This is a genomic window from Natrinema salaciae (assembly GCF_900110865.1).
GTDB classification, from domain to species: domain Archaea; phylum Halobacteriota; class Halobacteria; order Halobacteriales; family Natrialbaceae; genus Natrinema; species Natrinema salaciae.
In genome coordinates, this window is the sequence record NZ_FOFD01000001.1 from 236,044 (window position 1) to 262,696 (window position 26,653).

At 67.1% G+C, this 26,653-nt stretch carries 21 protein-coding genes; 12 read left to right on the top strand and 9 right to left on the bottom strand.

Annotated elements, in window-relative coordinates; genetic code table 11:
- The first annotated feature begins 94 nt into the window (after positions 1–94).
- From BMX07_RS01225 to BMX07_RS01235, 3 genes are all read left to right on the top strand, one after another.
- Positions 95–2,164 carry a bacterio-opsin activator domain-containing protein gene (locus BMX07_RS01225; RefSeq protein WP_090612301.1) on the top strand — a complete coding sequence of 690 codons (2,070 nt, stop codon included), beginning with the start codon at positions 95–97 and terminating at the stop codon, positions 2,162–2,164.
- A gap of 200 nt (positions 2,165–2,364) precedes the next feature.
- Positions 2,365–2,652 carry a hypothetical protein gene (locus tag BMX07_RS01230; protein ID WP_090614751.1) on the top strand — a complete coding sequence of 96 codons (288 nt, stop codon included), beginning with the start codon at positions 2,365–2,367 and terminating at the stop codon, positions 2,650–2,652.
- A 123-nt stretch (positions 2,653–2,775) separates the two neighbouring features.
- Entirely contained in the window at positions 2,776–3,525 is a 750-nt protein-coding gene (locus BMX07_RS01235; RefSeq protein WP_090612305.1) for a zinc metalloprotease, read from the top strand.
- A gap of 183 nt (positions 3,526–3,708) precedes the next feature.
- Here BMX07_RS01235 and BMX07_RS01240 read toward each other — a convergent pair whose 3' ends face one another.
- From BMX07_RS01240 to BMX07_RS01250, 3 genes are all read right to left on the bottom strand, one after another.
- Positions 3,709–4,056 (bottom strand): winged helix-turn-helix domain-containing protein, encoded by a 348-nt coding sequence (locus tag BMX07_RS01240; RefSeq protein ID WP_090612308.1) that lies wholly within the window; start codon positions 4,054–4,056, stop codon positions 3,709–3,711.
- A 373-nt stretch (positions 4,057–4,429) separates the two neighbouring features.
- Positions 4,430–5,278, bottom strand: coding sequence for a trehalose-phosphatase (gene otsB / locus BMX07_RS01245; RefSeq protein ID WP_090612311.1), 849 nt, complete (start codon positions 5,276–5,278; stop codon positions 4,430–4,432).
- A gap of 3 nt (positions 5,279–5,281) precedes the next feature.
- A complete protein-coding gene (locus tag BMX07_RS01250; protein ID WP_090612315.1) occupies positions 5,282–6,955 on the bottom strand; it encodes an alpha,alpha-trehalose-phosphate synthase (UDP-forming) in 1,674 nt (557 codons plus the stop codon).
- Positions 6,956–7,279: 324 nt separating this feature from the next.
- Here BMX07_RS01250 and BMX07_RS01255 point away from each other — a divergent pair, with 324 nt between their 5' ends.
- The gene (locus tag BMX07_RS01255; RefSeq protein WP_090612319.1) at positions 7,280–8,434 is read left to right on the top strand and encodes a M24 family metallopeptidase; all 1,155 of its coding nucleotides are present in this window, start codon (positions 7,280–7,282) and stop codon (positions 8,432–8,434) included.
- Positions 8,435–8,555: 121 nt separating this feature from the next.
- Here BMX07_RS01255 and BMX07_RS01260 read toward each other — a convergent pair whose 3' ends face one another.
- From BMX07_RS01260 to BMX07_RS01275, 3 genes are all read right to left on the bottom strand, one after another.
- Positions 8,556–9,761, bottom strand: a complete 1,206-nt coding sequence (locus BMX07_RS01260; protein WP_090612322.1) for an orc1/cdc6 family replication initiation protein — start codon at positions 9,759–9,761, stop codon at positions 8,556–8,558.
- A 1,428-nt stretch (positions 9,762–11,189) separates the two neighbouring features.
- Positions 11,190–11,366, bottom strand: coding sequence for a hypothetical protein (locus BMX07_RS24105; RefSeq protein ID WP_175479997.1), 177 nt, complete (start codon positions 11,364–11,366; stop codon positions 11,190–11,192).
- Positions 11,367–11,556: 190 nt separating this feature from the next.
- Positions 11,557–12,747: an iron transporter gene (locus BMX07_RS01275; RefSeq protein ID WP_090612336.1), complete on the bottom strand. Its 1,191-nt coding sequence runs from the start codon at positions 12,745–12,747 to the stop codon at positions 11,557–11,559.
- Between the two features lie 182 nt (positions 12,748–12,929).
- Here BMX07_RS01275 and BMX07_RS01280 point away from each other — a divergent pair, with 182 nt between their 5' ends.
- The 6 genes from BMX07_RS01280 (at position 12,930) to BMX07_RS01305 (ending at position 20,155) form a co-directional block, all read left to right on the top strand.
- Positions 12,930–13,643 (top strand): SCO family protein, encoded by a 714-nt coding sequence (locus tag BMX07_RS01280; RefSeq protein ID WP_090612343.1) that lies wholly within the window; start codon positions 12,930–12,932, stop codon positions 13,641–13,643.
- Positions 13,644–14,186 (top strand): TlpA family protein disulfide reductase, encoded by a 543-nt coding sequence (locus BMX07_RS01285; protein WP_090612347.1) that lies wholly within the window; start codon positions 13,644–13,646, stop codon positions 14,184–14,186. It begins immediately after the preceding gene.
- A 1-nt stretch (position 14,187) separates the two neighbouring features.
- Positions 14,188–14,862, top strand: coding sequence for a cytochrome c biogenesis CcdA family protein (locus tag BMX07_RS01290; RefSeq protein WP_090612352.1), 675 nt, complete (start codon positions 14,188–14,190; stop codon positions 14,860–14,862).
- A 413-nt stretch (positions 14,863–15,275) separates the two neighbouring features.
- Positions 15,276–15,698: a universal stress protein gene (locus BMX07_RS01295; RefSeq protein WP_090612355.1), complete on the top strand. Its 423-nt coding sequence runs from the start codon at positions 15,276–15,278 to the stop codon at positions 15,696–15,698.
- Between the two features lie 209 nt (positions 15,699–15,907).
- Positions 15,908–19,177: a bacterio-opsin activator domain-containing protein gene (locus tag BMX07_RS01300; protein WP_090612361.1), complete on the top strand. Its 3,270-nt coding sequence runs from the start codon at positions 15,908–15,910 to the stop codon at positions 19,175–19,177.
- Between the two features lie 225 nt (positions 19,178–19,402).
- Positions 19,403–20,155, top strand: coding sequence for a helix-turn-helix domain-containing protein (locus tag BMX07_RS01305; protein WP_090612364.1), 753 nt, complete (start codon positions 19,403–19,405; stop codon positions 20,153–20,155).
- 253 nt (positions 20,156–20,408) lie between these two features.
- Here BMX07_RS01305 and BMX07_RS01310 read toward each other — a convergent pair whose 3' ends face one another.
- Positions 20,409–20,588, bottom strand: a complete 180-nt coding sequence (locus BMX07_RS01310) for a DUF5786 family protein (protein WP_090612367.1) — start codon at positions 20,586–20,588, stop codon at positions 20,409–20,411.
- A 624-nt stretch (positions 20,589–21,212) separates the two neighbouring features.
- Here BMX07_RS01310 and glmS point away from each other — a divergent pair.
- Positions 21,213–23,024, top strand: a complete 1,812-nt coding sequence (glmS, locus tag BMX07_RS01315) for a glutamine--fructose-6-phosphate transaminase (isomerizing) (protein WP_090612372.1) — start codon at positions 21,213–21,215, stop codon at positions 23,022–23,024.
- Between the two features lie 393 nt (positions 23,025–23,417).
- Here the strand turns inward: glmS and glmU are convergent, their stop codons facing one another.
- A complete protein-coding gene (gene glmU, locus BMX07_RS01320) occupies positions 23,418–24,599 on the bottom strand; it encodes a bifunctional sugar-1-phosphate nucleotidylyltransferase/acetyltransferase (protein ID WP_090612376.1) in 1,182 nt (393 codons plus the stop codon).
- Positions 24,600–24,988: 389 nt separating this feature from the next.
- Here glmU and BMX07_RS01325 point away from each other — a divergent pair, with 389 nt between their 5' ends.
- Positions 24,989–25,195 (top strand): DUF7563 family protein, encoded by a 207-nt coding sequence (locus tag BMX07_RS01325; RefSeq protein ID WP_090612379.1) that lies wholly within the window; start codon positions 24,989–24,991, stop codon positions 25,193–25,195.
- A gap of 89 nt (positions 25,196–25,284) precedes the next feature.
- Here BMX07_RS01325 and glmM read toward each other — a convergent pair whose 3' ends face one another.
- A complete protein-coding gene (gene glmM / locus BMX07_RS01330) occupies positions 25,285–26,610 on the bottom strand; it encodes a phosphoglucosamine mutase (RefSeq protein WP_090612383.1) in 1,326 nt (441 codons plus the stop codon).
- Positions 26,611–26,653 lie beyond the last annotated feature (43 nt).

A 26,653-nucleotide genomic window follows, 5' to 3' on the forward strand; every position in this document is an offset into this window, starting at 1 on the left:
GACGACCAGCAAGCTTTTATTCCACAATCCGTTCTTGGTAGAAAGAGAGTTGCGGCTGGCGGATTCGACGGGGCCGCGCGGAGGGGACACACGGATGATCACGACAGACCGAGCGAGACCGATACTCATCGTGACGGACGCCAGAGAGCAGGAGAGCCGTCTCCGGACGCGTCTCGAAAAGGCGACCAATCGCGATGTCCGGACGGTTCCGGCGACCGGTGACCTCGAGGCGGTCCTCGAATCAGCGGCCGAAAGCGAGGAGACGCGTTCCGACGAAACGACGGTCGACGGGAAGACGGCGACCGACGGTGACTCGGCGGCCGACGGCGAACCCGCATCGACCGCTCCGTGCGCCGTCGTCGTCGAGCTCGACTGTCCCGGTGAAATTCGGACGGTCCTCCAGCACGTCCACGGCTGGCTCCCGGACGTGCCGACGATCGTCGCGCCCCGGGACGGCAACGAACGGCTCGCTACCGTCGCACTCCGATCCGACGCGACCGAATACGTGCCGACGAACCGCGACGAGGACCCCATCGATCTGATCGTCTCGACGATCGGTTCGCGGTCCGGGCCGGAGAGTGGCCGCGGCCGACACCACCGGATTCTCGCCAACAAGCTGCCCGACGAGGCCTTCGTCATCGGCGAGGACGGGACCTATCTCGAGGCCAAGGTCCGGCCCGGTTCGGCGGACCTCTACACGATGGCCGCCGACGAACTTCCCGGGACCACGCTCGAGGAGGCGTTCCCCGACGAGGTCGCCGCGAAGCTCCAGGAGTGCATCGATCGGGCGATTCGGACCGACGACGTTCAGTCGGTCGAGTACGACACCGAAACGACCGAGGGGGACCGTCGATACGAGGCGCGTGTCGTCCCGATCGAGGAGCGAATGCAGGGTCGACGCGCCGTCGTCTGGCTGGCGCGCGACATAACCGAACGGGTCCGTCGCGAGCGACAGCTCCGCTCGCGGCAGGACCAGCTCGAGACGCTCAACCGGATCAACGCGGTCGTCCGACAGGTGATCGAGACGCTGGTCGAGGCCCCGGCGCGGGACGCCATCGAGAGTGAGGTCTGTGAGCAGCTCGTCGATTCGGAGCTGTACTGCGGGTCGTGGATCGCCGAACGGACCGGCGACGGCCAGCTCTCCTACCGGACCGGCACGGGCGAGGCGGACACCTACCTCGAGCGCGTCCGGGATTTCTCGATCGATCAGGAGCGACCGGTGGCGAGGGCGGCACGGACCGGCGAGATCCAGACGACGAACCGTCTCCTCGAGGACGAACAGGCACCCGAGCCGCTCCGAGCGGCGGCCCGTGAAGACGACGTCAGATCCGCGATCGCCGTCCCAATTACGCACGAGGACGCGACCTACGGCGTCCTCACCGTCCTCGCGAGCCGTGACGACGCGTTCAGCGAGCGCGAGCGGGCCGGATTCAGACTGCTCGGCGAGACGATCGGCTTCACGATCATGGCCGTAAAGAACCGGCAACTGCTCTTCGCCGACACCGTCGTCGAACTCGAGTTTCGGATCGACGGCGGTGATACGTTCTCGTTCGACCTCTCCGAGGAGTACGGCTGCACCTGCTCGCTCGAGTGGGCCGGGACCACTGCGAACGGGCGCACCTTCCAGTACGTGACGATCGACGGGCTAGACGGGGAGACGGTTCTCGCGGAGGCCGGCGACCACGACTCCATCGAGGAGTGTCGGCTCATCCACGACGGGGACGAGAGCTGTACGATCGAAATGCGCCTGGCGAAGTCGGGGGTCCGTACGCTCGCGAATCACGGCGCGACGATCCGAGACGTCACGGTCGAGGACGGCATCGGAACGTGCGTGATCGAGGTCTCGCAGGACGCCGACGTCAGGGAGATCGCAGAGGCGCTGACCCTCGTCTACGAGAACACCGAACTCGTCGCGCGACGGCAGGTGGATCGGCCGGTTCGAACGGCAGCCGAACGGCGCGATCGAATCCTCGATCAGCTCACCGACCGCCAGCTCACGACGCTTCGACTGGCCTACTACGGCGGGTTCTTCGATTGGCCACGAGAGAGTACCGGCGAGGAGATCGCCGAATCGATGAACATCTCGCCGCCGACGATGCACCAGCACCTCCGAAAGGGGCTCAAGGCGATCCTCGGGGAGTTCTTCGAGAGCGACGGCCACTGAAAAGCGATCGGCGGGACGTGGCGGTGGCCGTGACGCGCATCGTCGCCGACGTTCAGTGTTTCGTGAGTGTCACGGCAGCTTAAAGGTCGCGTATGTAAACCCCAGTATCGATGCACGTCACGGCCGGTCGGTCGGGTAGCAATGACGAGAATCGGTCGGGCGACGCGGCGCGTCGCCCAGACGTCGGTGGTGGGCGGTCCGTGGTAGCGTCGCCGTGCGAGACGGTCTTCGAGGGGACGAACGGCCGGTACTACTCCGAGTGGCAGGTCAGGAGACGGCTCCGGACTGGCCGGTGGAACCGCTGCATGCGGCAGCGGACGCCGGACCGGTGGCTGGTCGAAACCGCGGACGAAGCGTTGCTTCTGCTCGCGCCGATCGAACCCGACGAGTTGCCGGCGGGGATCGAGATTCGCGTCGCCGACGGGCGCGTCCGAATCGTCGATACGCGACGGCCGGGATCGGATCGACGGTCGGCCGTTCGGTGGTGACGGCCGTCGCCGTTAGCTGATGGTCGCCGTCGTCGGCAGCCCGCGGTGGCATCCGCGCGCAGTACCTAATGGCTGCACATATGCAGCCACAGGAACTGGGTGTCCGCCTCGAGACGGCTGGTCGTGAAGCGCCGCGTCTTCCTCGGGGCAGTCGGATCGACGGCCTCGCTCGGGACGCTGGCGTACGCGACGCGCGGCTCGAGCGAGACACTCGACGTTCGGATCTGGTTTTCCGAGCGGGCCGCGACCTACGACGGCGTCGCCGATCGCATCCACGAGTACCTCGAAGAGATGCTCGCACTCGATTACTGGACGCTCGAGCTCTCCGTCGGCGGCACCGTTTCGGTCTCGACCGAGGACGCCGCACGCCTCACGACCCGCGGCGAGTGGCCGATGGCCGTCGCAGCGGGCGAGCTCGGCCGGCGCGACATCGAGCGGGTGTCGGACGTCAATCTGCTGGTGACCGACGGCGGGATGGAGGAGGCCCCGACCGGATACGGGATCCCGCACGTCGCATCGGTCGGCGGGGCGCGGCACATCGCCGAACTCGAGCCGTACGACGAACTGGTCACGGACGAGGCCCGATCGATCGTGCCGCTCACGACGCCGGCGCGGACGATTCAGGTACTGGTCCACGAGATCGGACACGCGCTTGGATTGGCCCACGAGCACGGCGTCGCGTTCATTTACGAGGGGGCGCTGGTCGCGACACCCATGCTCAGTGCCTACGCGTGGGCTCCCGAATACGACGCCGAGAGCTCGCGCTGTGGGACGACGATTCCGGCTGCGGACGACCGGGAACGAAAACTCAGCCTCTCCTTTTCGTCGTGCGCCCGCCGCGCGCTCGCCCCCGGCGGCAGCGTCGATTCGTGACGCCACCGCATCGTCGGTGCGCGACGCTCTCGGTTGCGGCGATCCGCGGACCGATCGGTCCGCGGTCCATGGCCCGCGGTCGGCAGAATAGCGTCGAACCGAATGCCGCTGCTGGACGACCGCAGCGCACCTCGGTGGTCGATCGGTGAGCGAGATCGAGTCGGCCTCGATCAGCTCGGTCCGTTACTCCTCGTCGGCGTCGTCTTCACCGCGGGCGAAACTGGCTTGCGCCTCACCGTCCTGCTCTGCGCCAGCGTTCGGCCCTTCGATGAGCGCATCGAAGTCGTCGACCTCGTCGTACTGATCGCGGTAGACGAGTGCCGCCTTCCCAGTCGAGGTGATCTCGTAGAGCCCGGACCGCTCCGCGGGTCCGATCTTCTGGACGAGACCGTAGTCCTCCAGTACGGGAAGCCTCGTGTTGATGTTTTTCCGGCTCTTGCCCGTGTGTGCAGCCAGGTTCGTTGCGACATTTCGACCCTTGTCCTCGAGCGCTTCGAGGATCAGGAAGTCAGTTGGTTGGCGGAGTTTCACTTTCGTTCACTCTCGTACCGGACTATATTTCCAGTGGTAACTAATACTTTCGGCTCGAGACGAGATGTTTGTCCTGGAAATTTCTATCGGTATTTTTAAGTGGTGGGCGGAAGAACAGTTCGGATGGGTGGGATGACGACCCCAGATGGCATCTCCCTACCGCACCATACAGGCCGGGCGCGACGATGGCCTCCCCACTCCACCGATCCGTGCCCGGTCGCCACCTGCTGTACCCGTCTCCCACCCCTCCCCCCCTTACGATATCCCCTCATTTCCGATCGCCAGTCGTCGATTCAGCGGCGATAGTCGATAGCGGTGCCGAACTGGATTCCCCGGCACCGCCATCGACACCGAACGGTCGCCCCGTTCCGAGTTACTGAGTCTCGAGGCAAGTCGATCGCGATCGTCCGGAGCGGGCTACCAGTTCGGTGCCGGTCGACCCGAGCCACGAGAGAACGGACGCGACCGCCGCGGGGGACTCGACTCGACAGGATGCACTCGAGGGGCTGTCACCGCCGACCCGAATACCGGTTCCGTCGGGTTCGACCGCCCGAAACGCGGACTCGTCGGTGACGTCGTCGCCGATGTACACGACGGCGGTCTCCGGCGGTTCGTCGGCGGCGATCAACTCGACCGCGTTCCCCTTGCCCCAGCGAACGTTCGGACCGATCTCGAGGATGCGTTTCCCGGTCGAGAGCGCGAGTGCGTCGCCGCCGAACCGGTCGACGACCTCGCGAGTGATCCGTCGAGCGATCGGTTCCGCGGCCGCCGGGACGGATCTGAAGTGGATCGTCCCGGTCAGTCGCTTGTTTTCGACCCGGCAGTTCGGGACAGAGCGCAGGGCGGTCTCGAGGATCGAACAGAGTCGGTCGATCTGGGCGGCGCGCTTGCGCGCGATCGGATGGACGGCCACCGTCCCCTTGCGGGCGAGTTCGAGCCCGTGATTCCCGGCGTAGATCGACGGACCGTCGATACGCTCGCGGACGTCCCGCAGGGCGCGCCCGCTGACGATCGCCGTCGTCACCCGCGGGTCGTCGGCCAGCGCGGCCACGGCGTCCCGATTCCGTTCGGTGGGTACCGCTGTATCTGGATCGTCGACGATCGGCGCGAGCGTGCCGTCGAAATCCAGACAGACCACCAGCCCGGCGGCGGCCTCGAGCGTCGCCCGGAGCTGTGACCGCCGCTCGTCGAACGGTCGCGGGGGTGACTCGGTCGCCGTCATCGACTACACCGGCGGCGTTCGTTCCTTCGAATCGGGGCCCGTTTCGGATCGCCGACGACCGCCGTGAACGCGACGGATCCAGTCGAACTGCGTATCCATCCACGATCGAATATCCCCGTCGAAGACGCGCTGGCGAAGCGTGTTCATCCGCCATCGCCGTTCGTGCGGGGACATCGAAAGCGCCCGCTCGAGTTGGGCGGCGAACCTGTCCGTGTCGGTCGGATCGATCGTCAGTGCGTGTGAACCGAGCCGCTCGTGTGCGCCGGTCCGATCGCTCAACACCAGCGTCCCGTCGCCATCGACGCTCGCGGCGATGTACTCCTGTGCGACCAGATTCATGCCGTCGACCAGCGGGCTCACCACCATCACGTTCGCGCGGCGGTAGAGCGAGCAGATCGCTTCCTGGGGGAGGACGTCCTCCGTGTAGACGATCGGCCGCCAGTCGGCGGTTTCGAAGCGGCGGTTGATCCGCTGGACTTCGCTGCGGACGAGCTCGCCGTGCCGTTCGTAGGTCTCGATCTCCGTTCGCGAGGGCGTCGCCTTCTGAACGAACGTGAACTCGCCGCGCCATCCCGGATTCCGTTCGAAGAACCGCTCGAGCGCGGTGAGACGTTCGGGAATCCCCTTCGTGTAGTCGAGGCGATCGAGGCCCAGTCCGATCGTCGTTCCGGTTGGAATACCGTACTCCTCGAACAGGTCGGAGAGTCGATCCGGACCGCTCGATCGCGCTTCTCGATCGTATGACTCGGCATCGACGCCCATCGGCGTCGCGACGACGCGGGTCGTGTCTCCGTCGTACCGGACCGTTCGACGGCTTCGATCGACCGTCGCGTTCGGAAGGAACCGATCGACGCACTCGAGGAACCGATCGGCGTACCGGTCGACGTGAACGCCGAGCAGGTCGTTGCCGAGCAGCCCCTCGAGGAGCTGGCCGCCGGCCGGGCAGTGCCGGAAGGTCGACGGCATCGGCCACGGGATGTGCCAGAAGTGAGCGACCGTCGCACTCGCCGGCACGGACTCCCGGACCATCCGTGGTGCGAGCGCGAGGTGGTAGTCCTGAATCCATATCACGGCGTCGGTGGACGCGTGATCGGCGACCGCGTCGGCGAACCGCTCGTTGACCGTCCGGTACCACTCGAAGTCGTTCGACCGGTCCTCGATCAGGTCGGGGAAGCCGTGGCAGAGCGGCCAGAGGACGCGATTACTGAACCCGTAGTAGTACGAGTCGACCGCCTCCTCGGAGAGCTCGAGCCGGCGCAGGGTGTATGCCTCCTCGCCGGGCGGGACGGCCACGCAGCTCCGCTCGTCCGTCACGTCGAAGTCGGCGTCGCCGTCTCCCCAGGCGATCCAGGTACCATCGGTCCGCTGAACGACGGGATCCAGGCCCGCGGTCAGCCCACCGGTCGGCTCGTCGACCGTGATGGCCCGGGTTCCGGCTGTCGAACGGGGGCCGCCGCCGTTCGGCGGGGGTCCGTCGGCGTTCGCGGAGTCGTCGTCCGACTCCGACGCGTCGTCCGCGTACTCGTGGCGATACGGTTGCCGGTTCGAGACAACGATCAACGAACCGGGACAGCTGGGACCGTCGGCGTCGGACGGCTCGTCCGCCCGCCCGCAGCCGTCGGCCCGTCGCTGTCGATTTCGTACAGTCGTCGACGACAACCGCTCGGTAACTCGCATTCGCTGAAAGCACACAGCGTCCCGACTGGTTGCTTCGCGGCCTGCGGTCGCCGGGGGGTTAATAGGTTCCCGCTAGCAACCGCGTGACGCCGACTGTGCGCTCGAGGAGTCAGTCACCGTCCGTGAGAGATCTGTGGGGTGTCTCTCTGACGGTGGTGCGCACGGGACGACTCTCCGACACGCTCATTCTCGCTCCCATTCTGGCTCTCGCTTTCACTCCCACTCTGGCTCTGGCTCCCACGTTCACTCATCCCCCGCCCCTGGCAGGCACTTTGAAGCGACCGCAACCAAACGTTGATTCCTCGGTCGAGCGAAGCCCCGTCCATGACCTCCCCGTTCGAGCGCCGGATCGCGGCCTGTCGGGACCGACTCGCGGAGACGGACGCCGACCTGATCGTCTGCTTCCCGAGCCCGAATCTGACCTATCTGACCGGCTTCGAGGAGTCGCCGTCCGAACGCCACCTGCTGCTGTTCGTCCCTCGGTCCGGCGATCCCGCGCTCGTCGCACCGGCGATGTACGAGGCGCAGCTGTCCGAACTCCCGGTCGCAGACCTCCAGCGTCGACTGTGGACCGACGCGGACGATCCGCTCGCACACGCCGCGGACGTCCTCGAGGGATACGCGCTCGGTGCGAACGACCCCGACCCGGCGACCGTTCTCGTCGACGACAGGCTGTGGGCGACGTTCGTGCAAGATCTCCGGGACCTGCTTCCGAACGCCGAGTTCGGTCTCGCGAGTCGCGTCCTCGAGCCCCTCCGGATTCGGAAAGACGACGTCGAACTCGCGGCGCTCCGCCGTGCCGGCGCGATCGCGGACCGCGTCTCGCTCGCGATTCGCGAGCGCGGTGACGACCTGCTCGGGACGACCGAATCGGAACTGGCGGCGGAGATCGACCGACTGCTCGCTGCGGAGGGCGGTTCGGAGCCGGCGTTCGAGACCATCGTCGCCGCCGGTCCGAACGGGGCCCGACCACACCACCACAGCGGCTCCCGGGAGATCGAGGCCGGTGACCCGGTCGTCCTCGATTTCGGTGCGTTCGTCGACGCGGAGCTCGGGGGCGGGACGGGCCGATATCCCGGCGATCAGACGCGGACGATCGTCGTCGGCGAGCCACCCGCGGCGTACGAGCGCGTTCACGAGGTCGTCAGTGCGGCGCAGCAGGCCGCGATCGACGCCGTCGAACCGGGCGTCACCGCCGGAGCGGTCGACCGCGCCGCCAGAAGGGTGATCGACGAGGCCGGCTACGGCGACGCCTTCGTCCACCGGACCGGCCACGGCGTCGGCCTCGAAGTCCACGAACCGCCGTACATCGTCGACGGCAACGACCGCGAACTCGAGCCCGGGATGGTCTTCAGCGTCGAGCCGGGAATTTACCTCGAGGACGAGTTCGGCGTCAGGATCGAGGATCTCGTCGCTGTGACCGCGGACGGCGCCGAGCGACTGAACGGGACGCCGCGTGGCTGGGAAACCGGCGACTGAGTCGGCGAGACGGACCCGTCGGACGCCGTCGAACGGGGACACCGGGTTTCCGGTGAAATGTCGGCTCGTTGCCGGCTGTGGCGGCCGGGAAGAGACGGCAGCAGCCTGCCAGTTGCGGGCGCTACGAGTCGTCCGTCTCGACGAGGACGTTCCGAACGACCGCCGGATCCTCGAGCAACTGATGTTCGGTGTAACTCCCCTCCGCGCTCCCGCCGCTCCGGCGGGCCTGCTCGAGAATGTCGAGGAACGCGTGTTCCTTCAGCAGGTCGCGAACCCGTCGCAACGAGAGCGGATCGGACCGTTCCTGGCGACAGATCTCCTCGTAGACGTCGTATATCTTCGTCGTTCGGAAGCCGTCTTCCTCGGCCGCGTTGAGCGAGAGGACGGCGAGCGCCTGCAGGACGTACCGGGAGTGGGGCGTCGAGCCGCGGATGAGCTCCCGAAACCGGTCGGTCTCGGCCCGCTCGCGGGCCTGAACGACGAACTCCTCCCGGACCGTCTCGCTGCCCTTCGATTGGGCGATCTCCCCGGCGTACCGGAGGATGTCGATCGCTTTCCGCGCGTCGCCGTGTTCGCGGGCGGCCAGCGCCGCGGCGCGGGGAATCACCGACGGCTCGAGCACGCCGTCTTTGAACGCGTCGCTGCGGGCCTGCATGATGTTCCGGAGCTGATTCGCGTCGTACGGCGGGAAGACGAACTCGCGTTCGCAGAGACTGGACTTGACTCGCTCGTCTAACCGGTCCTTGTACTTGATCTTGTTACTGATCCCGATGACGCCGATCTTGCACGACTCGAGTTTCCCGGCCTCGCCCGCACGCGAGAGTTGCATGAGAATGTCGTCGTCGTCCAGCTTGTCGACCTCGTCTAAGATGACGAGAACGACGTCGTACTGCGAGTCCAGCACCGTCCACAGGCGCTTGTAGTACGTCGAGGTGCTGAGCCCCTTGTCGGGAATCCGAACGTCGGTGATCGCCGGCTCGTTCAGCGTGTGGGCGATCGTCTGGACCGCCTGTGTCTCCGTGTTGTCCTGCGCGCAGTCGACGTAGGCGAACGCCGACGTGACGCCCTCGTCTCCCGCGACACGGACGGCTCGTTCGGAGATGTACTTCGCACAGAGGGACTTGCCCGTCCCCGTCTTCCCGTAGATGAGGAGGTTGCTCGGGCTCTGCCCGAAGATCGCCGGGTTGACCGCGTTCGCGAGTTCGGAAATCTCGTCGTCCCGGCCGACGATCCGCCCCTCGGCGGGAAGGTGATTGATCTCGAGGAGCTCCTTGTTCTCGAAGATCGGGTCGTCGCGCGTGAACAGGTCGTCGCCGGAACTCGACATAGGAGGACACCGTGTTTCCGGTGAAATAGCTGTTCCGTTTGTACTGCGACCCGTGGGTCGGACGACCGACGACCGATTCCGGCTCGAGAAACGGACGTTTCGGGTCGTTCGATTCCGTTCGAGGGCTCGATCGGGTCGTACCGTCGCGTCTCTCCGGAACCGAACTGGGTCGAACCGGACCGGACTGGATCGAACTGGATCGAACTGGAAGGGACACACACCGGGTTTCCGGTGAAACGGGGTGAACGCGGGGATGGGGGGCAGTCGAAACCGCGGTGGCGTTCACCGGAAACGTGGTGTGTCGGCTGCTACCACTGCTATCGGCTGACGATGCCGCCGTGACTCGAGGCGGGACGATTTCGTCGCGACCGACGCGACCGACAGTTCGAGTGCGCCACTCTCCGATCCTCGACCGAGAAATGAACCGATTCAATCAATGGGCTGTACTCATATCCTACTCATATAATTTTTGAATATAGGCTCCGGTGGGTTCCGGAAAATCCGGTAGGCTCTGGAACAGATCCGTCCAGAATCACCGTTCTAAAGGTGTTACACACGGTATGTGGGTCTCTATCTACTCTCTATGTACACTCTATCTACTCTCTATCTGCGCTGATTATGCCTCCGTTCTTTTCACCGGAAACCCGGTGTGTTTCCGCGGCCGTCCCTGTGGGATACTCCGTGGCCGTCTCTCGAGCGTGTCTCCGCGGTCCGCTCCAAGCGTGTCCCCGCGGTCCGCTCCGAGCGTGTCCCTGTAGTCCGCTCTGAAGGGCGTTTCGGTGGCTCTGTCCGAGGGCGACGAATATCCTCGAGCCGAGTTCCGTATGATACGCCGCCGCGAGCAGTTCATCTATCGCCGTCTCCGCTGCGGAATTTCACCGGAAACACGGTGTGGGTGCGAGTGTGGATGGAGTCGAAATCGGAACGATCACTCCGAGAAGCTATCCTGATATCCCCCCGAATCGTTCGGGACGCCGTCGTCCGGTCTCGAACGTCAATTCACCGGAAACCCGGTGTGCACCCCTCAGACGGGCTCACTCGAGTCCGGTCCCCGACGACGGTGTCCGATAATCCATCTCCGAAACCGGTACTCGATAGCATGGATGCCGCCGTGAGCGAACGATCGCGAGTAGCGATCGAACTCGTTGGACCGAATCGTGATCGAACTCGCTGGACGCCGATCCGAATCCGCTGCAACGGACTCGTCGGCGATCGGGACGGATACACCGGAAACCCGGTGTTTGTGGGACCCGCCCCCGACGGACTCCGCTCTCGAGTAATTCACCGGAAACCCGGTGTGTGTCACTGACGGGGACCGTCGGGAGCGAACTCTCGGTGATACCGCTCGCCGTTCGTCCGATTGCATTTCACCGGAAATACGGTGTGGGTGGGGAAGGCGTGGGAGATGGGAGAGTCGCGAGGAACGGTTCAGTAGTAGTAGAGCTCGAGTTCGTGCCCGCAGTTCCCACACTGCGTTTCCGTTCCCAGTAGCTGGTTCGAGTCGCTTTCGGCGTGGATGCCCGGACCGGGAGGGACGGACGCCGCGATCGTCGCGTCACACTCCGGACAGCCGATCTGCATATCTGCGTTCCCTGTGCGAGACATGGGGACAGAGATATTCGATGATCCCGCATAGTTATCGTAACCGTACGACCTCGGTAGTACCCCGTTCCGATCGGCCGATCATCGTTCGATCGCGATAGGTTGAGATTTACGACGTGAAACGCGCGACTCGAGCGGCGAGTGCAGCGAGTGCGGCGACCAGTTCACGTCCGCTCGACGCTACGTGTCGCGCTCAGACCGTATACGAGACCGCTTCGAAGTCGAAAAACGCCGTCTCGTAGCCGTCGTGGCGGGACACCAGCGGCGGGGAATCGACGGTCACCGTCACGCGGTCGCCGTCCGCGAACTCGTCGACGCCGACTCCGTAGTGGTGGCCGAACTGACTGTCGAGGGCCTCCACGAGCGCTCCGTCGTAGACGGTGTCCCCGTCCCGCTCCACGGTCGCCGACAGCGAGGTGAACGGGACTCCGTCGTAGACGGTGTCCCCGTCCCGCTCCACGGTCGCCGACAGCGAGGTGAACGGGAGGATGATATCGTTGTACGGCGTTCTGGTGAAGACCGCCAGATACGCGCCGTCGCCGAACCGATCGGCGTCGGTGACGAGCGCCGACACGTTCGCGTCCCCGCTGCGTTCGGTTCCGAGAACCTCGCCGGATAGCTCCTCGATCGACGGCCCCTGCCCCATCGGCGGCGAACCGAGTTCGCCGTCGCCGTGTCCGGACTGGGTATCCCCGCCGCTGTGACCGCCGTGATCCATCAGCGACAACGCGTCGGGGCTGCCCCGGTCCTCCTCGTCGATGGTCTCGAACGAGAGGTCGGTGATGTCTGCCCGCGTGTACTCGAAGTCGACCTCGAGCGTCGCCGCGGCGTCCAGTCGGTCCTCGAACGCGCCGGTTCGATCGAGCGTAACGGGACCGACGCGGGCGCGGACCGTGTACTCGCCTTCGCCTGGCAGTCGGATGTTGTCACCGTAGTGAAACCCCATCCGTTGTGAGATCATCGGCCACGGCGCGGAGATACCGGCGTCGACGAGCGAGCCGTCCTGCAAGACCTCGATGGTCGGGTCCACCGGAAGGACGGTGTCCGTCTCCCGGTCCCAGACGGTCAGCATGAGATGGAGGCTATCGTCGGCGTCGACTTCGACGAGCTGTTTGCCCTCGCTGGTCGCCTCGACGGTCCAGAACCGGTGGGGGAAGGTGTACGAGAGCGCGACGGCGTAATCGCCGTCGCTCGCCGTCCCGTACATTCCCATCTCCTCGCGCGAGGCCGGCAGGTAGACGGCGTCCGGCCGATTCTCGACCAGCGGCGGGTTGGCCCAGGCCGACTCCTCCTCGAAGCCGAGTCGCTCGAGACAGCCGGCGAAGCCGGCGGCTCCGGCCGCTCCGATCCCGGCCACGCCACGGAGATAACGCCGACGGTTCATTTGCCGAGGATTGGCGACCGTCGATAAAACGCCTGTTGGTTCACCGGTCGAAGACCGGCCGCGCCGAGGCAACGTCCGCCCGCTGTGTCAAGGCAACGTCCACCCTGCAAGTCGAGGACGAGCGCCCGCCCTTCGGGAACCGAACCAACGAACCTTTGATCGCGCCACCCTACGAATCGAATATGGACCGGCGGACATACCTCGGCGCGGCCGGAATCGCGGGGCTTACCAGCGTTGCCGGTTGTCTCGGCGAGGCACTCGGCGGTGACGACGGGAACGGGGACGCGGGCCATCCTGACGCCGTTCTCGGACCGCCAGAGCAGGATCTGAGCGACGCGTCACATCCGAGCTACGGCGACGAATATCCAGCAGCGACGCTCCCCGACCCGCTGTCCGGTGAGACGGTCTCGACCGATCAGTTCGAGGGCGACCGCACCGTCTTGATGACGTTCCTCTATACGAGCTGTCCGGACGGCATGTGTCCCGCACTGGCGCTACGATTGCAACGCGCCCAGGCGGCCGCGGCCGAGAACGGGTACAGCGACGAGGCCGCGTTCCTCGCGATGACGTTCGATCCCGAACGGGACACCGCGGAGAAACTGCGGACGTTCGCCGAGCGGCGGAGCATCGACTACGAGGCCGATAATTGGCACTTCCTGCGGCCCGAGCGGTACGAGGATGCGCAATCGATCGTCGACGAGACGTACGGAATTCCCGAGGAGTCACTGGAAAAGAACTACGACCACGATTACGAGAACGTCGAGTACACCTTCCCGCATCTCCCCTATATCTTCCTCGTCAACGAAGCGGGGATCGTCGAGCGCGTTTACGTCAGAGGCCATTCCGTCGAAGTGTCGCGTCTCGTCGACGACTTCGAAACGGTGGTGAACGGGTAGATGCGCAGACGGGATGTCATCGCCGGAATCGGCAGCCTCGGTGTGGTCGGTGGCGCGAGTGCGGTCGCTATCGGCGGCGTCCCCTCGTTCGGGAGTACCGAGGACGCCGACCCCGTCGAGCCACAGATGGTGGAGACGATCGACGCGCCGGGCAGCGAGGCCGGCGAGGTGCGCGTGCCGGCGTCCGACCAGCCGACGTTCATCGACTTCTTCGCGACGTGGTGCCCTCCCTGTTCCGAGCAGATGCCCGCTCTCATCGAGGCTCACGAGCGAGTCGGCGACGACGTATTGTTCATGTCTGTCACGAACGAGAACGTCGGCGGCTCGGTCACGAAAGAAGAGGTCGCAGACTGGTGGGCGGACCACGACGGAAACTGGACGCTCGGCATCGATCCGATCAGAGACCTGAGCGCCCAGTACTCGATCGGGGGGCTCCCGTACGCCGTCGCGATCGACGTCGACGGGCGCGTTCAGTGGTCGGACAGCGGTCGGAAGTCCGCGGACGAATTCGTCGACGGCATCGAACGAGCGATCGAGAACTAACATGGTCGATACGACACTCGCGACGTCGATCGCGTTCGGACTGACCTCCGGGATCGCGACGTTCTTCTCCCCGTGTTCCTACCCGCTCCTGCCGGGCTACGTCGGTTTCTACGTCAGTCAGACCGACGGCGACCGCGCGTCGCTCGGCGGCGCGCTCAGCCGGGGACTGATCGCCGGTCTGGGCGTGTTGGTCACCTTCGGCGTCTTACTCGGGGCGACGTTCTGGGTCGGCTACTCGACGCTGTCGCAGATCACCCTGTTCGAGGTCATTGCCGGTCTCGTCCTGATCGCGTTCGGACTCCTGATCGTCTTCGACCGCGCGCCGTCGCCGTCGATCGCGCTCCCGAAGCGGCGCTCGAGCGTGCTCGGATTCGCGATCTTTGGCGTCGGCTACGCGCTGGCGGCGGCTGGCTGTGTCGCGCCGGTGTTCTTCGGCGTCGTCACCCGCGCCCTCTCGCTGCCGACGACCGGGGCGGCGGTCCTCCTCGGAACGTACGTCGGGAGCTTCGTCGTGCTCATGGTGTCGCTGACCGTCGCGACGGGGATGGGGCTGGTCGCCGGTGCCGGCCGGCTCGCGGCGTACACCGGACTGCTGAAACGCCTCGCGGGGGCCGTCATGATCGTCGCCGGCGTCGGACAGCTCTATCTCGCGATCGTCGTTCTCGACGCGCTCTGACGCGCCTCGAGTCCGCCCGGCGCGGGATCGGAGCCGACTCCGGAACCAGCGGTCGGCGTCTCCCGATGCCGACCGAGCGATCGACGGACACAGTCGACCGACGTGGTCGACGGGTGCTCCCGTTATGTCCGGGACGAAACACTATTAATCCAAACTGTTATGGGGGCGTTTTTATATGCTGCCGTCTGTAGGTGTCGGGTCGTGAGCCGATACCGCTGCCCGAACTGTCTCGAAGAGGACGGTGAAGTGACCGACAGATCCGTGACCGAAGCGGGGCTGAAACGGCAGTTCGAGTGTCGGAGCTGCGACCATCGTTGGACCGTCGTCTTTTGATGTCGGTGTTGGGCCGATCGCCGGCAGGCAACGGCAGGTCCGGGATGTATGCTGGTGTCGCCCGAACGAGTACGCGAACGATGCATCAGGATTTGCTTCTCGCGACCGACGGGAGCGACGCCGCCGAGCGGGCGGCCGATCACGGTATCGAACTCGCGAGCGAACTCGGTGCGACCCTGCACGTGCTGTCCGTTTCGGAGGACGGTCCGCAGGCAGCGAACAAACAGGACAAACTGCGGTCAGATCCGGAGGACGAGGCCGTGACGGCCGCGGAACGAACCAAAGAAGCGGCGGAACGGGACGGCGTCGACGTGACGACGGACATTCGCCACGGCGTCCCACAGGAGCAGGTCGTCGACTTCGCGGAGACGAACGCCGTCGATATGATCATCGTCGGAACGGCCGGCCGATCCGGTCTGGACCACCTGATCTCCGGCAGCGTCGCCGAGGAAATCGTTCGGAACGCGCCGGTTCCGGTCCTCACCGTCCGCGACCGGTCCTGACGGATCGCGGTGCTGGTCCCGCGGATTCCCAATCCCGTGTTACGCCCGCGTACGAGAGCGATACTTAACCGACGTGCGTCCGATCCAGCCGCTATCGTGGCCGCTCGTTTCGCTCGCGTCATCGTCGGACCGGCCGCCGACTCGGCGGACGGCCGACCGTGGCCGACGCTACCGGTCGACCGCGTGTGGGTGCCGGAGGTGCACGGCCGGTGAGCGACGGCACTGTGACCGTCGTCGACGACGCGCCGTGCGTGCTCGTCGTCGGCGACACCGAGCCGGTCGACGACGCGATGGACGCCCTCGCGACGGGATTCGATGGTGCCACACTGCTCCGAGAGCGAACGCTCGAGGGTGCGCTGGAGCGACTCACCGATCGCGAGGTGCACTGTCTCGTCTGCCCGTTCGTCGCGCCGGACGAGCGATCGGGCTCGGGGGAGTCGCTAGTCGAGCGGCTCGCAGCCCGGGCGGACGACCGCCCGATCGTCGCCGTGGTCGACGGTGGGGAGGCCGATCGAGCGCTCGCGGCCGGGGCGAGCGACGTCGTCGACCGCGACGAGTCCGCGACGGTGCTGACCGCCCGCGTCGAGACCGCCGCCGAGCGAGAGCGATACCGGCTGGCCGCGTCGCGACCGGCCCACAGGTATCGGTCGATCCTCGAGCACGCCGCGGCGATCGTCTGGGTCCTCGACGCCGACGGCGGCGTCGAGTACGCGAGTCCAGCCGTCGAGTCCCGGATGGGGTACACGCCGACCGAACTCGAGCGAACGACGATCACCCGGCTCGTCCACCCGGACGATCGCGACGCCGCCCGCGAGGCGCTCGCGTCCGTCGCCGCGGCCCCCGTCGGGACGACCGAACGCCTCACCCTCCGGCTCGGTCACGCCGACGGCACCTGGCACGTCTCGGAACTCGCCTGCACCAATCGACTCGAGGACCCGGCCGTCGACGGGATCGTCGTCACTCGAACCGGCGTCCCGTCGGCGACGGCCGACGCCGTCGGCGACGGCGCTCGGGCGGGACTCGATCGGCTCGCTGCCCCGTTTTTCGCGATCGGTCCGCGCGGCGAACTGCAGTACGCCAACGAGGCGGCGATTCGCCTGGTACCCGGTATCGATCGGTCGAGTGACGACGGCGTTCCGACGGGCGCAGTCGTCTGGGAGCTCCTCCCCCCAAATCTCGGCGGGACGATCGCCGACAGCGTTCGCGAGGCCGAAACGACCGACTCGGTCGTCGAAACCGAGACGACCGTCCCCTCGATCGAGGGACGCCTCGCGATCGCCGTGCATCCCGGCGACGACGGTGTTTCGATCTGGGCGAGGGAACGCACGCCCGAGGACGCGGCGTCGCCAGCCGCGGGGGACCGCGATCGCCTCGCCCTCCTCGAGTCCGTCGTCGACGCGCTGGACGACGGACTCGCCGTGCTCGAGGGGTCGACCGTTCGGCTGGCGAACCCGGCCCTGCTGGAGCTCGCCGGTGCGGACGCGCTCGTCGGTCGGGACGTCGCGGACCTGTTCGACGACGAACTCGCGGCGGCGGTTCGAGAGCGGGCCCGATCGGCGGTCGTCAGGTGGATGGACCCCGTTTCGGGGACGCTCGAGCCCGACCGGGACGGCGCGCCGGTCCCGGTCGACGTGGTCGCGATTCCGCTGCCGGGTCCGGATCGAACGCTCTGCGTCGTCCGGGACGGACGCAACGGCCCGAGAGCCGCGCTGCCGGTGGTCCGGCGAACCGTCGCGGCCCTCCGCCGTGCCGACACACCGGTCGCCGTTCGCGAGGCCGTCGTCGATGCGATCCGCGAGTTCGCGAGCGCCGACGTCGCCGTCTGGTACCACGGGGATGCGGACCGGCTTCGCCCGGCGGCCGTCTCGACGGCTACGGACCGCGCCTCCGACGCTCAGCCCGCCCGTAGCCCCGACGCTGGGCCGTCGATCGAGCCCCTGTCGATCGACCCCGACGGGACCCCGCTGTCCGATCTTCTCGAGGGAGGGAGGCCGACCGTCTTCGATCGATCGGCGTTCGCCGACGTGCTCGCGCGAACCGGAGTCCGCGCCGAACGGGTTCTGGCCGTCCCGGTCGCGGGTCGAGGCGTCGTCCTCGCGACCAGCACGGAGCCGATGGCCTTCGGCGGGCTCGATCTCGATCCGATCGACGCCTTGTCGGACGCCGGCGCGGTCGCGCTCGAGTCCCTCGAGCGCGCCGACGACCTGCGGGCGTGCCGACACGATCGATCGCGGCTGCAGACCGTGGCGGAGCGGGCGGAACGGCTCCGGGAGACCGAACGGTCGATGCTGCGCGCAGACACGCGCGAAGACGTCGAGCGACGGCTCTGCGAGGCGGCCGTCTCGCTGGGAGCCCTCGAGTCCGACGACGGCATCGAACTCGCCTGGGTCGGCCGCGCGGACGACGGTCCCGAGACCCTCGAGCCGACGACGTGGGCCGGTCGCGACGGCGAGTTCCTCGAGTCGACGACGGTTCCGCTCGGACCGGACGTCGGTGCGCCGGCGGGGACCGCGGCCGCGACTCGCGAACCAGCCCTGATCCAGGACCTCGCGACGAGCGAGACCGCCCGCGGCGATGCCGCTGAAGCGGGCCGGACGTGGCGTCGCCGCCTTCTCGAACGCGGCTTCCGATCGGCGCTGAGCGTCCCGATCTCGTCCGGAGCGTTCCACCACGGCACGCTGACCGTGTACGCGGGGCGACCGTCGGCGTTCGACGAGCGGACGCGGCGGGTCTGCACTCACCTCGCGTCGATCGCTGGCAGCGCGATCGGCGCACTTCGGACGAAAGCGGCGTTGCTCGCCGATCGGGTCACCGAACTCGAGGTCGTCTGTCGGGACGACGCGGAACCGCTGTCCGCGATCGCGCACCGACTCGGGGAGCGCCTCGACGTGCGAGCCGTGGTCCCCCGGTCGTCGGGCGGGTCGACGGTGTTCTGTTCGGTCGCGGCGGCCGAATCGGCCGCCGTCCGCGCTCCGATCGAGTCACTCCCGGCGGTCGACTCGGTCTCGATCGTCGGCCAGGAGAACGGTGATCCCGTCCTCGAGATCGTCCTCCCCGCGGCGACGGCTCCCCCCATCGCGCGGACGGTCGCGGACCACGGCGGCGTGCTCCGCTCGGTCACGCCGGTCGACGAACGGACCAGGCTCGCGATCGACCTCGGCGATCCGATCGGCGTTCGGCCGTTCGTGCAGGCGCTCGAGCGGGTCCACCCGGGGACGGAACTGCTCGCCCGCCGGGAACGAGACCGATCGCCGCGCTCGGCACGAGTCGTCGATGCGCTGATCGACGAACTCACGGACCAACAGCGGCGGACGCTCGAGGCGGCGTACTACGGCGGCTTCTTCGAGTGGCCGCGCGAACACACGGGTGAGGAGGTCGCCGAGTCGCTCGGGATCTCCCAGCCGACGTTCAGCCGCCACCTCCGGACGGCCGAGCGCAAGCTGTTCGAGCTGTTGTTCGACGGATCGACCGGCGACTGAGCCGCTCGCCGTCGGGTAGCTCACTGTTACCCGGTGAAACGCTCGGGTAATTCGGTCTTTCCCGATGCGCGCGATGACGACAGTGGGGTGATAGATGAATAGGTATTCGGCGCAGCCGCGGGGTCGATTCCGTGTATAGCGTCCACGACCATGTACTCGGCATCTAATGTGGCATTCGATGAGTGCGTTCGCGGTAACACGAAATTACGACGGCCATCTCCCCGGATGGCGGATGGTCCCGTGAGCATCGACACCGCCGATACCGACGAACTGGCGGAGGCCGAGGGCGTAACCGATGCCAGCGCCGACCGCGCGACCGGCGTTCGGTCACGGGCCGAAGGCGGGATCGTCGCCCAGCTTCGACTCGATCACCCGGACCTGTTCCTGCAGCCGACCCTCCGGAACGCACCGGACGTCTCCGTCGAGCCCGACTACTGGACGACCGTCGAACCGGACCGCACGTTCGTCTTTCTCACCGTCCAGGGAACCGCCTTCGAGGGCTTCGAAACCGCCCTCGAGACGGACCCGACCGTCACCGATCCGGTGCTCGTCGATCGCTATCCCGACCGACGGGTCTATCGGGTCACGCTCACCGACCGCGCGACGACGTTCGTCGCCGAAACCGCCCGCGTCGGCGGCCGCCTGCTCGAGCTCTCCGCCGCTCGAGACGGGTGGCTCGTCCAGCTTCGCTTCCCCGACCGGGAACGACTCGTCGCGTTCAACGACGTCTGTCGCGAGCGCGATATCTCGGTCACAGTCGACCACCTCCGCATCTCCGACGACGACGACGACGGCGTCGTCGCCCTGACCGACAAACAACAGGAACTGCTCGCAGTGGCCCACGAGGAGGGGTACTTCGACGTTCCGCGCGGCATCTCCCAGGACGAACTCGCGGACCGGCTCGACGTCTCGAAGTCGGCTGTGTCCCAGCGACTGCGGCGCGCGATCGGCGAACTCTGCACGTCGACCCTTTCCTGAGCCGAGTCACCAGGGGCTCGAGTCGTCTCCGGCTCCGTATCGGCGGCTCGAGTTGTCTCCGGCTCCGTATCGGCGGCTCGAGTCGGTTCCCGCCGCGTCTGGATCGGGTCTCCGTTCGGTGGGGGAAGCCATCGCCTCGACGGCCGTCGGTGAACGCGAGAGAAAAATCGAATCGGCGATCGGGTCGTCCGTCGTCCCGTGCCGGCGTCGATCGAGCGTGCCCCCCGTCTCGATCCGGCCGCTCGGCGGCGGGTTACTCGTCGTCGTCGTCCTTCATCGAGCCGAGCTGGTCGACCAGCTCGTCCGTCGAGACGTCGGATTCGAACGACATCTCACCGTGATGATCGTTTTCGTGGACGTTGACCGCTTCGACGTCCTCGTCGTCGGTCGTCTGCTCCTGTTGTTCTGATTCGTCGTAGCTACCAAAACCCATACGCGCCCTTTCCGCCCCACCGCAAAAGGTGTGGTGGTTTGGTCCGTGTCGCGCCGCTTCATATCTGATATCACACACGTTCTACGACCGCCGCCGTCCGCGCTGCGGGTCGATTCGACGGGCGACCGCCCCGAACTGGGACGACGCGCTCACGATCACTCGTTGACGTACCCTACCGGCGGTTGGCTGCCGATACGGGCCGTTCGGCGCTCCGTACTCGAGCGCGGGTCGACTGTTCGTTCGGCGTACTTTTCCGCCAGATCCGCGTGTCTGTGGAAAACCGACGATACAGCGGCACTAATCGAGGGTTCGTTTTCGAAGACGGAGCCAACGGGAGTCGGGCCGCGGGACGCGAGCCAACGATCGTCGGCGGCCAGCGGCTGAGTACCCGAGGGCTACAGCGTTCAGTAGTCCGTCTATAGTAATGGGTTCGGGAGGTTTGCATTCCGCTCATGGTTGCGTACCGTCCGCCATCTCGAACACCCGCTATGGATCAGCAGTACATCAGGCCGTGTCTCTCACCGCTCTCGGGGAACAGTCGAGCCGACGGCGCGTCGGCGGAAACCGAAACCGTGACCGGGCCGCACGACCGCACCGAACGGCCCGCCGATCGGTGAGTAGCCGATGTGTGGAATCATCGGTCGCGTCGGCGACGGAAACGCGCTCGAACCGTTGCTGACGGGCCTGGAGAACCTCGAGTACCGCGGCTACGACTCGGCCGGCGTCGCAGTCCAGAACGGCTCCGGGATCGACGTGCAAAAACGCTCCGGGAAGGTCGAAGAGCTGAAAGACTCGATCGGCGAACCGCTCCACGGCGAGGTCGGGATCGGACACACTCGCTGGAGCACCCACGGGCCGCCGACCGACGCGAACGCCCACCCCCACACGGACGAGAGCGAGGACGTCGCGGTCGTCCACAACGGGATCATCGAGAACTACGCCGAACTCAGGGAGCGGCTGGCGGCGACCGGCTACGAGTTCACGAGCGACACCGACACCGAGGTCATCCCGCACCTCGTCCAGTACCACCTCGACGCGGGATGCGACAGCGAGACGGCGTTCCGGCGAGCGATCGACGAACTCGAGGGCAGCTACGCCGTCACCGCGATGGTCTCCGGCGAGCACGTCCTCTACGCGGCCCGGCAGGGCTCCCCGCTCGTCGTCGGCATGGAGGACGGCGAGTACTTCCTCGCGAGCGACGTGCCGGCGTTCCTCGAGTACACCGACAGCGTCGTCTACCTCGAAGACGGGGACGTCGTCGTCGTCGACGAGGATGGCGTCGAGTTCACCGACCTCGAGGGTAACCCGATCACGCGGCCGTCCGAGACGGTGGAATGGGACCCCGAGCAGGCGGGCAAGGGCGAGTACGACCACTTCATGCTCAAGGAGATCAACGAGCAGCCGACGTCGCTGGCCCAGGCGATCGAGGGTCGGGTCGATTCCACGACCGAACGGATCGCGCTCTCCGACTTCGAACCCGGGACCTTCGAGAACGTCGACAGCGTCCAGTTCGTCGCCTGCGGGACCTCGTATCACGCCGCGCTGTACGGCTCGCTCACGCTGAACCAGGCGGGGGTGCAGTCGACGGCGCTTCTGGCCAACGAGTACAGCGTCTCCGCGCCGCCGATCGACGACGACACCCTGGTGATCGCGGTCACCCAGAGCGGCGAAACGGCCGACACCCTCAACGCGCTCCGGCGGGCCGACGCCGAGGGCGCTCGCACGCTCACGGTGACGAACGTCGTCGGGTCGACGGCCGCCCGCGAGGCCGACGACACCCTCTTCATCCGCGCCGGGCCGGAGATCGGCGTCGCCGCGACGAAGACGTTCTCCTCGCAGGCCGTCATGCTCGCGCTGCTGGGCCAGCGCATCGCCGGCGACCTGCGGAACGGGCCGCCGGCCGACCTCGAGTCGCTGTTGCCGGCCCTCGAGTCGATGCCCACCGACATCGACGCGTTGCTCGACGAGTCGGACGCCGAGACGATCGCCGAGCGGTACCGCGACAGCCAGTCGTACTTCTTCATCGGCCGCGGCCTCGGATTCCCCGTGGCGCTCGAGGGCGCGCTGAAGTTCAAGGAGATCACGTACGAACACGCCGAAGGCTTCGCCTCCGGTGAGCTCAAACACGGGCCGCTGGCGCTCGTCACGCCCGAGACGCCGGTGTTCGCCATCTTCACCGGACAGGAAGACGAGAAGACGCTGAAAAACGCGGAGGAGGCACAGACCCGCGGCGCGCCCGTGATCGCGGTCTGTCCCGACGGCCACCCGGCCGTCGAAACCGCCGACGAGCACCTCGCGATTCCCGACACCGACCCCGAACTCGCGGGGCTGCTCGCGAACGTCCAGCTCCAGCTCGTCTCCTACTACGCCGCGGACCTCCTCGGTCGCCCGATCGACAAACCGCGGAACCTGGCCAAGAGCGTCACGGTCGAGTAGGCCGTCGACGGTCTCGGCAGGCGGCCGTTTGCGCCGTGAATCGCGACGAACCGGCGGCTATCGGGGTCGTGTAAAATTCTGGCACGAACGATCGGACCCGAGTAGGGGTCCTCGAGGCCGCAGGACGCGAGACCACCCCCGTAGCCTCGTATCCGCACGGCATCGGTAGTGGCGACCCGTACTCGACCGATGTCGGAATCGAACGTGGAGGGTCACTGTGCGATCGAGTCGCGGAGACTTCGTCACCGGACTCGCGGGTATCGACCGATACCCTCCAGTTAGACTAGGTGTTCGACATAGTATAAAGGCCACACCTGATCACTACGGTATCTCGCCTCGTTGACTGGACCGGTCGCCGCTCGAGAGCGCGACACTCGTCGGACGGCGTCGCGGTTATCGGTCCCGTTCGACCGTTTCGCCGGGCTCCGTCGTCACACCGGTGTCGAGCTTCAGGCCCGGCGTCAGCGTCGCGTCGACGCCCGTCCGGACCTCGTCACCGGCGACGACGCCGAACGTTCGTCGGCCCGTCGAGCGTCGCTCGCCTTTGACGGTGACCTCGACCTCGGCGTCGTCGCGCCGACGGGTCGCCACGTTCGTCCCCGCCCCGATGTCGACGTTCCGCCCGAGGACGCTCTCCGCGACCGACGAGAGCTTCCCGACCGACGTGCCCCGCGAGAGGACGCTGTTTTTCACGTCAGCGCCAGTTCCGATCGAGACGTCCGCACCGATCAGCGTCGCCCCGCGAACGGATGCGTTCGGCCCGACGGTCGCTCCCTCCCGAATCAGTACCGGCCCCTCGATCACGACGCCCGGCCGCACCGTCGCCCCGTCTTCGACGACCACGCGTCCCTCGAGGTGGGCCGCATCGCTCACGTCGCCGTCGAGCCGCCGCTCGAGTTCGCCGAGCTTCCACTCGTTCGCGTCGAGCAGCTCCCAGGGGCGACCGACGTCGAGCCACCGCTCGAGCGTCACGGGGGTGACCGCGTACCGCTCGACGAGCCGCGCGAGCACGTCCGTGATCTCGCGTTCACCTCGATCGCTCTGCGGAACCTCGAGCCACTCCCGGGCCTCGGCGGGGAAGGCGTACGCGCCGGCGTTCGCGAGGGTCGTCGGTGGATCGTCGGGCTTCTCGACGATGTCGGTGACGGTGCCGTCGGTCGTGCTGAGGACGCCGTAGTTACTGGGGGACGCCACCGTGGCGGCACAGACCGCCGGACACTCGGCGAACAGGCGGTCGATCGCGGCCGGATCGTACAGGTTGTCGCCGTTCAGGACGGCGAACGGGCCGTCGATGTGGTCGCGGGCGCTGTCGACGGCGTGGGCCGTCCCCGCCTGCTCGGTCTGGACGGCGTACGAGACCGGCACGCCCCGGCGTTCGGCACCGAAGTACTCCCGGACCGTCTCACTCTCGTAGCCGACGACGAGGACGATCTCGTCGGCCCCGGCGTCGACGGCGGCGTCGACCGCGTGTGCGGCGAGCGGTCGGTCGCCGACGGGAAGCATCGGCTTCGGGCGGGACTCGGAGAGCGGTCTGATCCGCGTGCCTTCACCTGCTGCGAGAACGATCGCTTTCATCACGACGACGTACCTCGATTCGCCGAATAATTATACGGCTGTTACACCGACCGGTCGGCGGCGACCGATCCGTCGCCCGCCCGGCCCGCCGCGGGTGGGGTCGGCGTCGCGACCGTCGCCGAACTCGCTCCGGTTCGACCGGCCGTCCGCGGTGCCGGTCGTCGATCACAGTAGGCGGCAGTCGGCGCGGCCGAACCGCCGGGCGTTCGACCCCGTTAAACATCTATTACCGCCGCGAAATATCGTATTTCTCCCCGACGAGCCGCCGACACTCTCGAGAGGCTGACTGTCTTTGGAACGTGTTAATCGCGACCGAAATATCCGACTACCGCGCGTCGGTTCGATTATGCGGCCCATAGTAAATACCGTTCTGTGGCTACGGGTTGTTGATGTCGACGGATCCATCCGCGAAGTGGACGCCCATGACGTCCGGCCAGCAAACGACTGCCCCCCGCTGTGTCAACTGTGGCAATCAGGTGACTCGCCAGTTCGCCCGCGTCTTCGGCGACAACCGCGACGTCGTCCACGCCTGTCCCGACTGTGCGACGTACCGTGAAATGAAGACGTCCGATTTCATTCCCAAGGAAGTCAGATAGCAGGTTGGCCACACTGCACCCCGCCCCGACGGACGCGTTCACGCGCCGCTCCCCCGACGGATCCGCTCGACTGGATCCGCGACGTCGTCTCAGGCGTCCGTCCCAACGGTCTCGGAAACCATCGTCCGTGCGGTCTCGAACAACTCGTCGGCGTCTGACGCCGATCTCGCCTCCGCGGTAACCCGGATCAACGGCTGCGTGCCGCTCGCACGGAGCAGAAACCACCCGGCTTCGGTCCCGACTCTGACGCCGTCGAGCGTGTCGATATCGTCGTATCGTTCGCTCACGCGTTCGCTGACCTCGGCCATGACGGCCCGCTTGTCTTCGACTTCGATCGACGTTCGCCGAATCGGATACCCTTCGATCTCCGCGACGAGTGCCGCCAGCGCCCCCCGCCCGGCGACCAGTTCGACCAGTTTACAGGCCGCGAGCGGGCCGTCCGGACAACGGGTCTCCTCGGGCCAGATCCAGGCACCGCTCGGCTCGCCGCCGAAGACGACGTCGGACTCGGTCGTCCGCTCCGCGACGTAGACGTCCCCGACCCGCGTCCGAGTCAGCGACGCCCCGACCGCCGCCAGCGCGTCGTCGACGGCGAGACTCGTATCGACGGGGGCGGCGACGCGGTCCCCCTCCCCCGCCGCCGCTCGAGCGAACAGCGCGAGCAACGCGTCTTTCGGGACGAACGTTCCGGTTTCGTCGACCGCCACCATGCGATCGGCGTCGCCGTCGTGGGCGATCCCGAGCTCGGCGTCCGTCCCCGCGACCAGCGTCGAGAGCGTCTCGAGGGTCTCTTCGGTCGGTTCGCTCGGTCGGCCGGGGAAGGAGCCGTCCCGCTGCCCGTTGAGGGTGCGGACCCGACAGCCGAGGTCGTCGAGCACCGCCGCCGTGATGCCGCCGGCACCGTTGCCGACGTCCACGACGACGCTCGGGGACCGCTCGAGCGAGACCGCCTTCCGGAGCGCGTCGGCGTGGTGGTCCCGCACGCCATCGCGACCGGTTCGGTCGCCGACGCCGTCCCACGCGGCCAGCTCGAAGTCGTCCTCGCGGACCCGTCGCTCGATCGCCTTGCGCTTCTCGGGCCCGAAGGCCTTCCCCGACGGGGTCCAGAGTTTGATCCCGTTGTCTTCCGCCGGGTTGTGCGAGGCGGTCACCACGACCCCCGCGTCGGCGTCGAGGTGGGCGATCGCTCGAGCGATCGTCGGCGTCGACTCGACGCCGACCGTGACAACGTCCGCGCCGCACTCGCGCAGTCCCGCGCCGATCGCGTCGACGAGCATGGAGCCGCTCTCGCGGACGTCGCGACCGACGACGACCCGATCGTGTCCCTCCGAGGCGACCGCTCGACCGACCGACAGCGCCAGCTCCGCCGTCACCTCGTCGCCGACCCGACCGCGAATACCGCTGGTTCCGAACATGGTTCCACCTGATGGCGGCGGTCGCCTTACTATGCACGGGTTA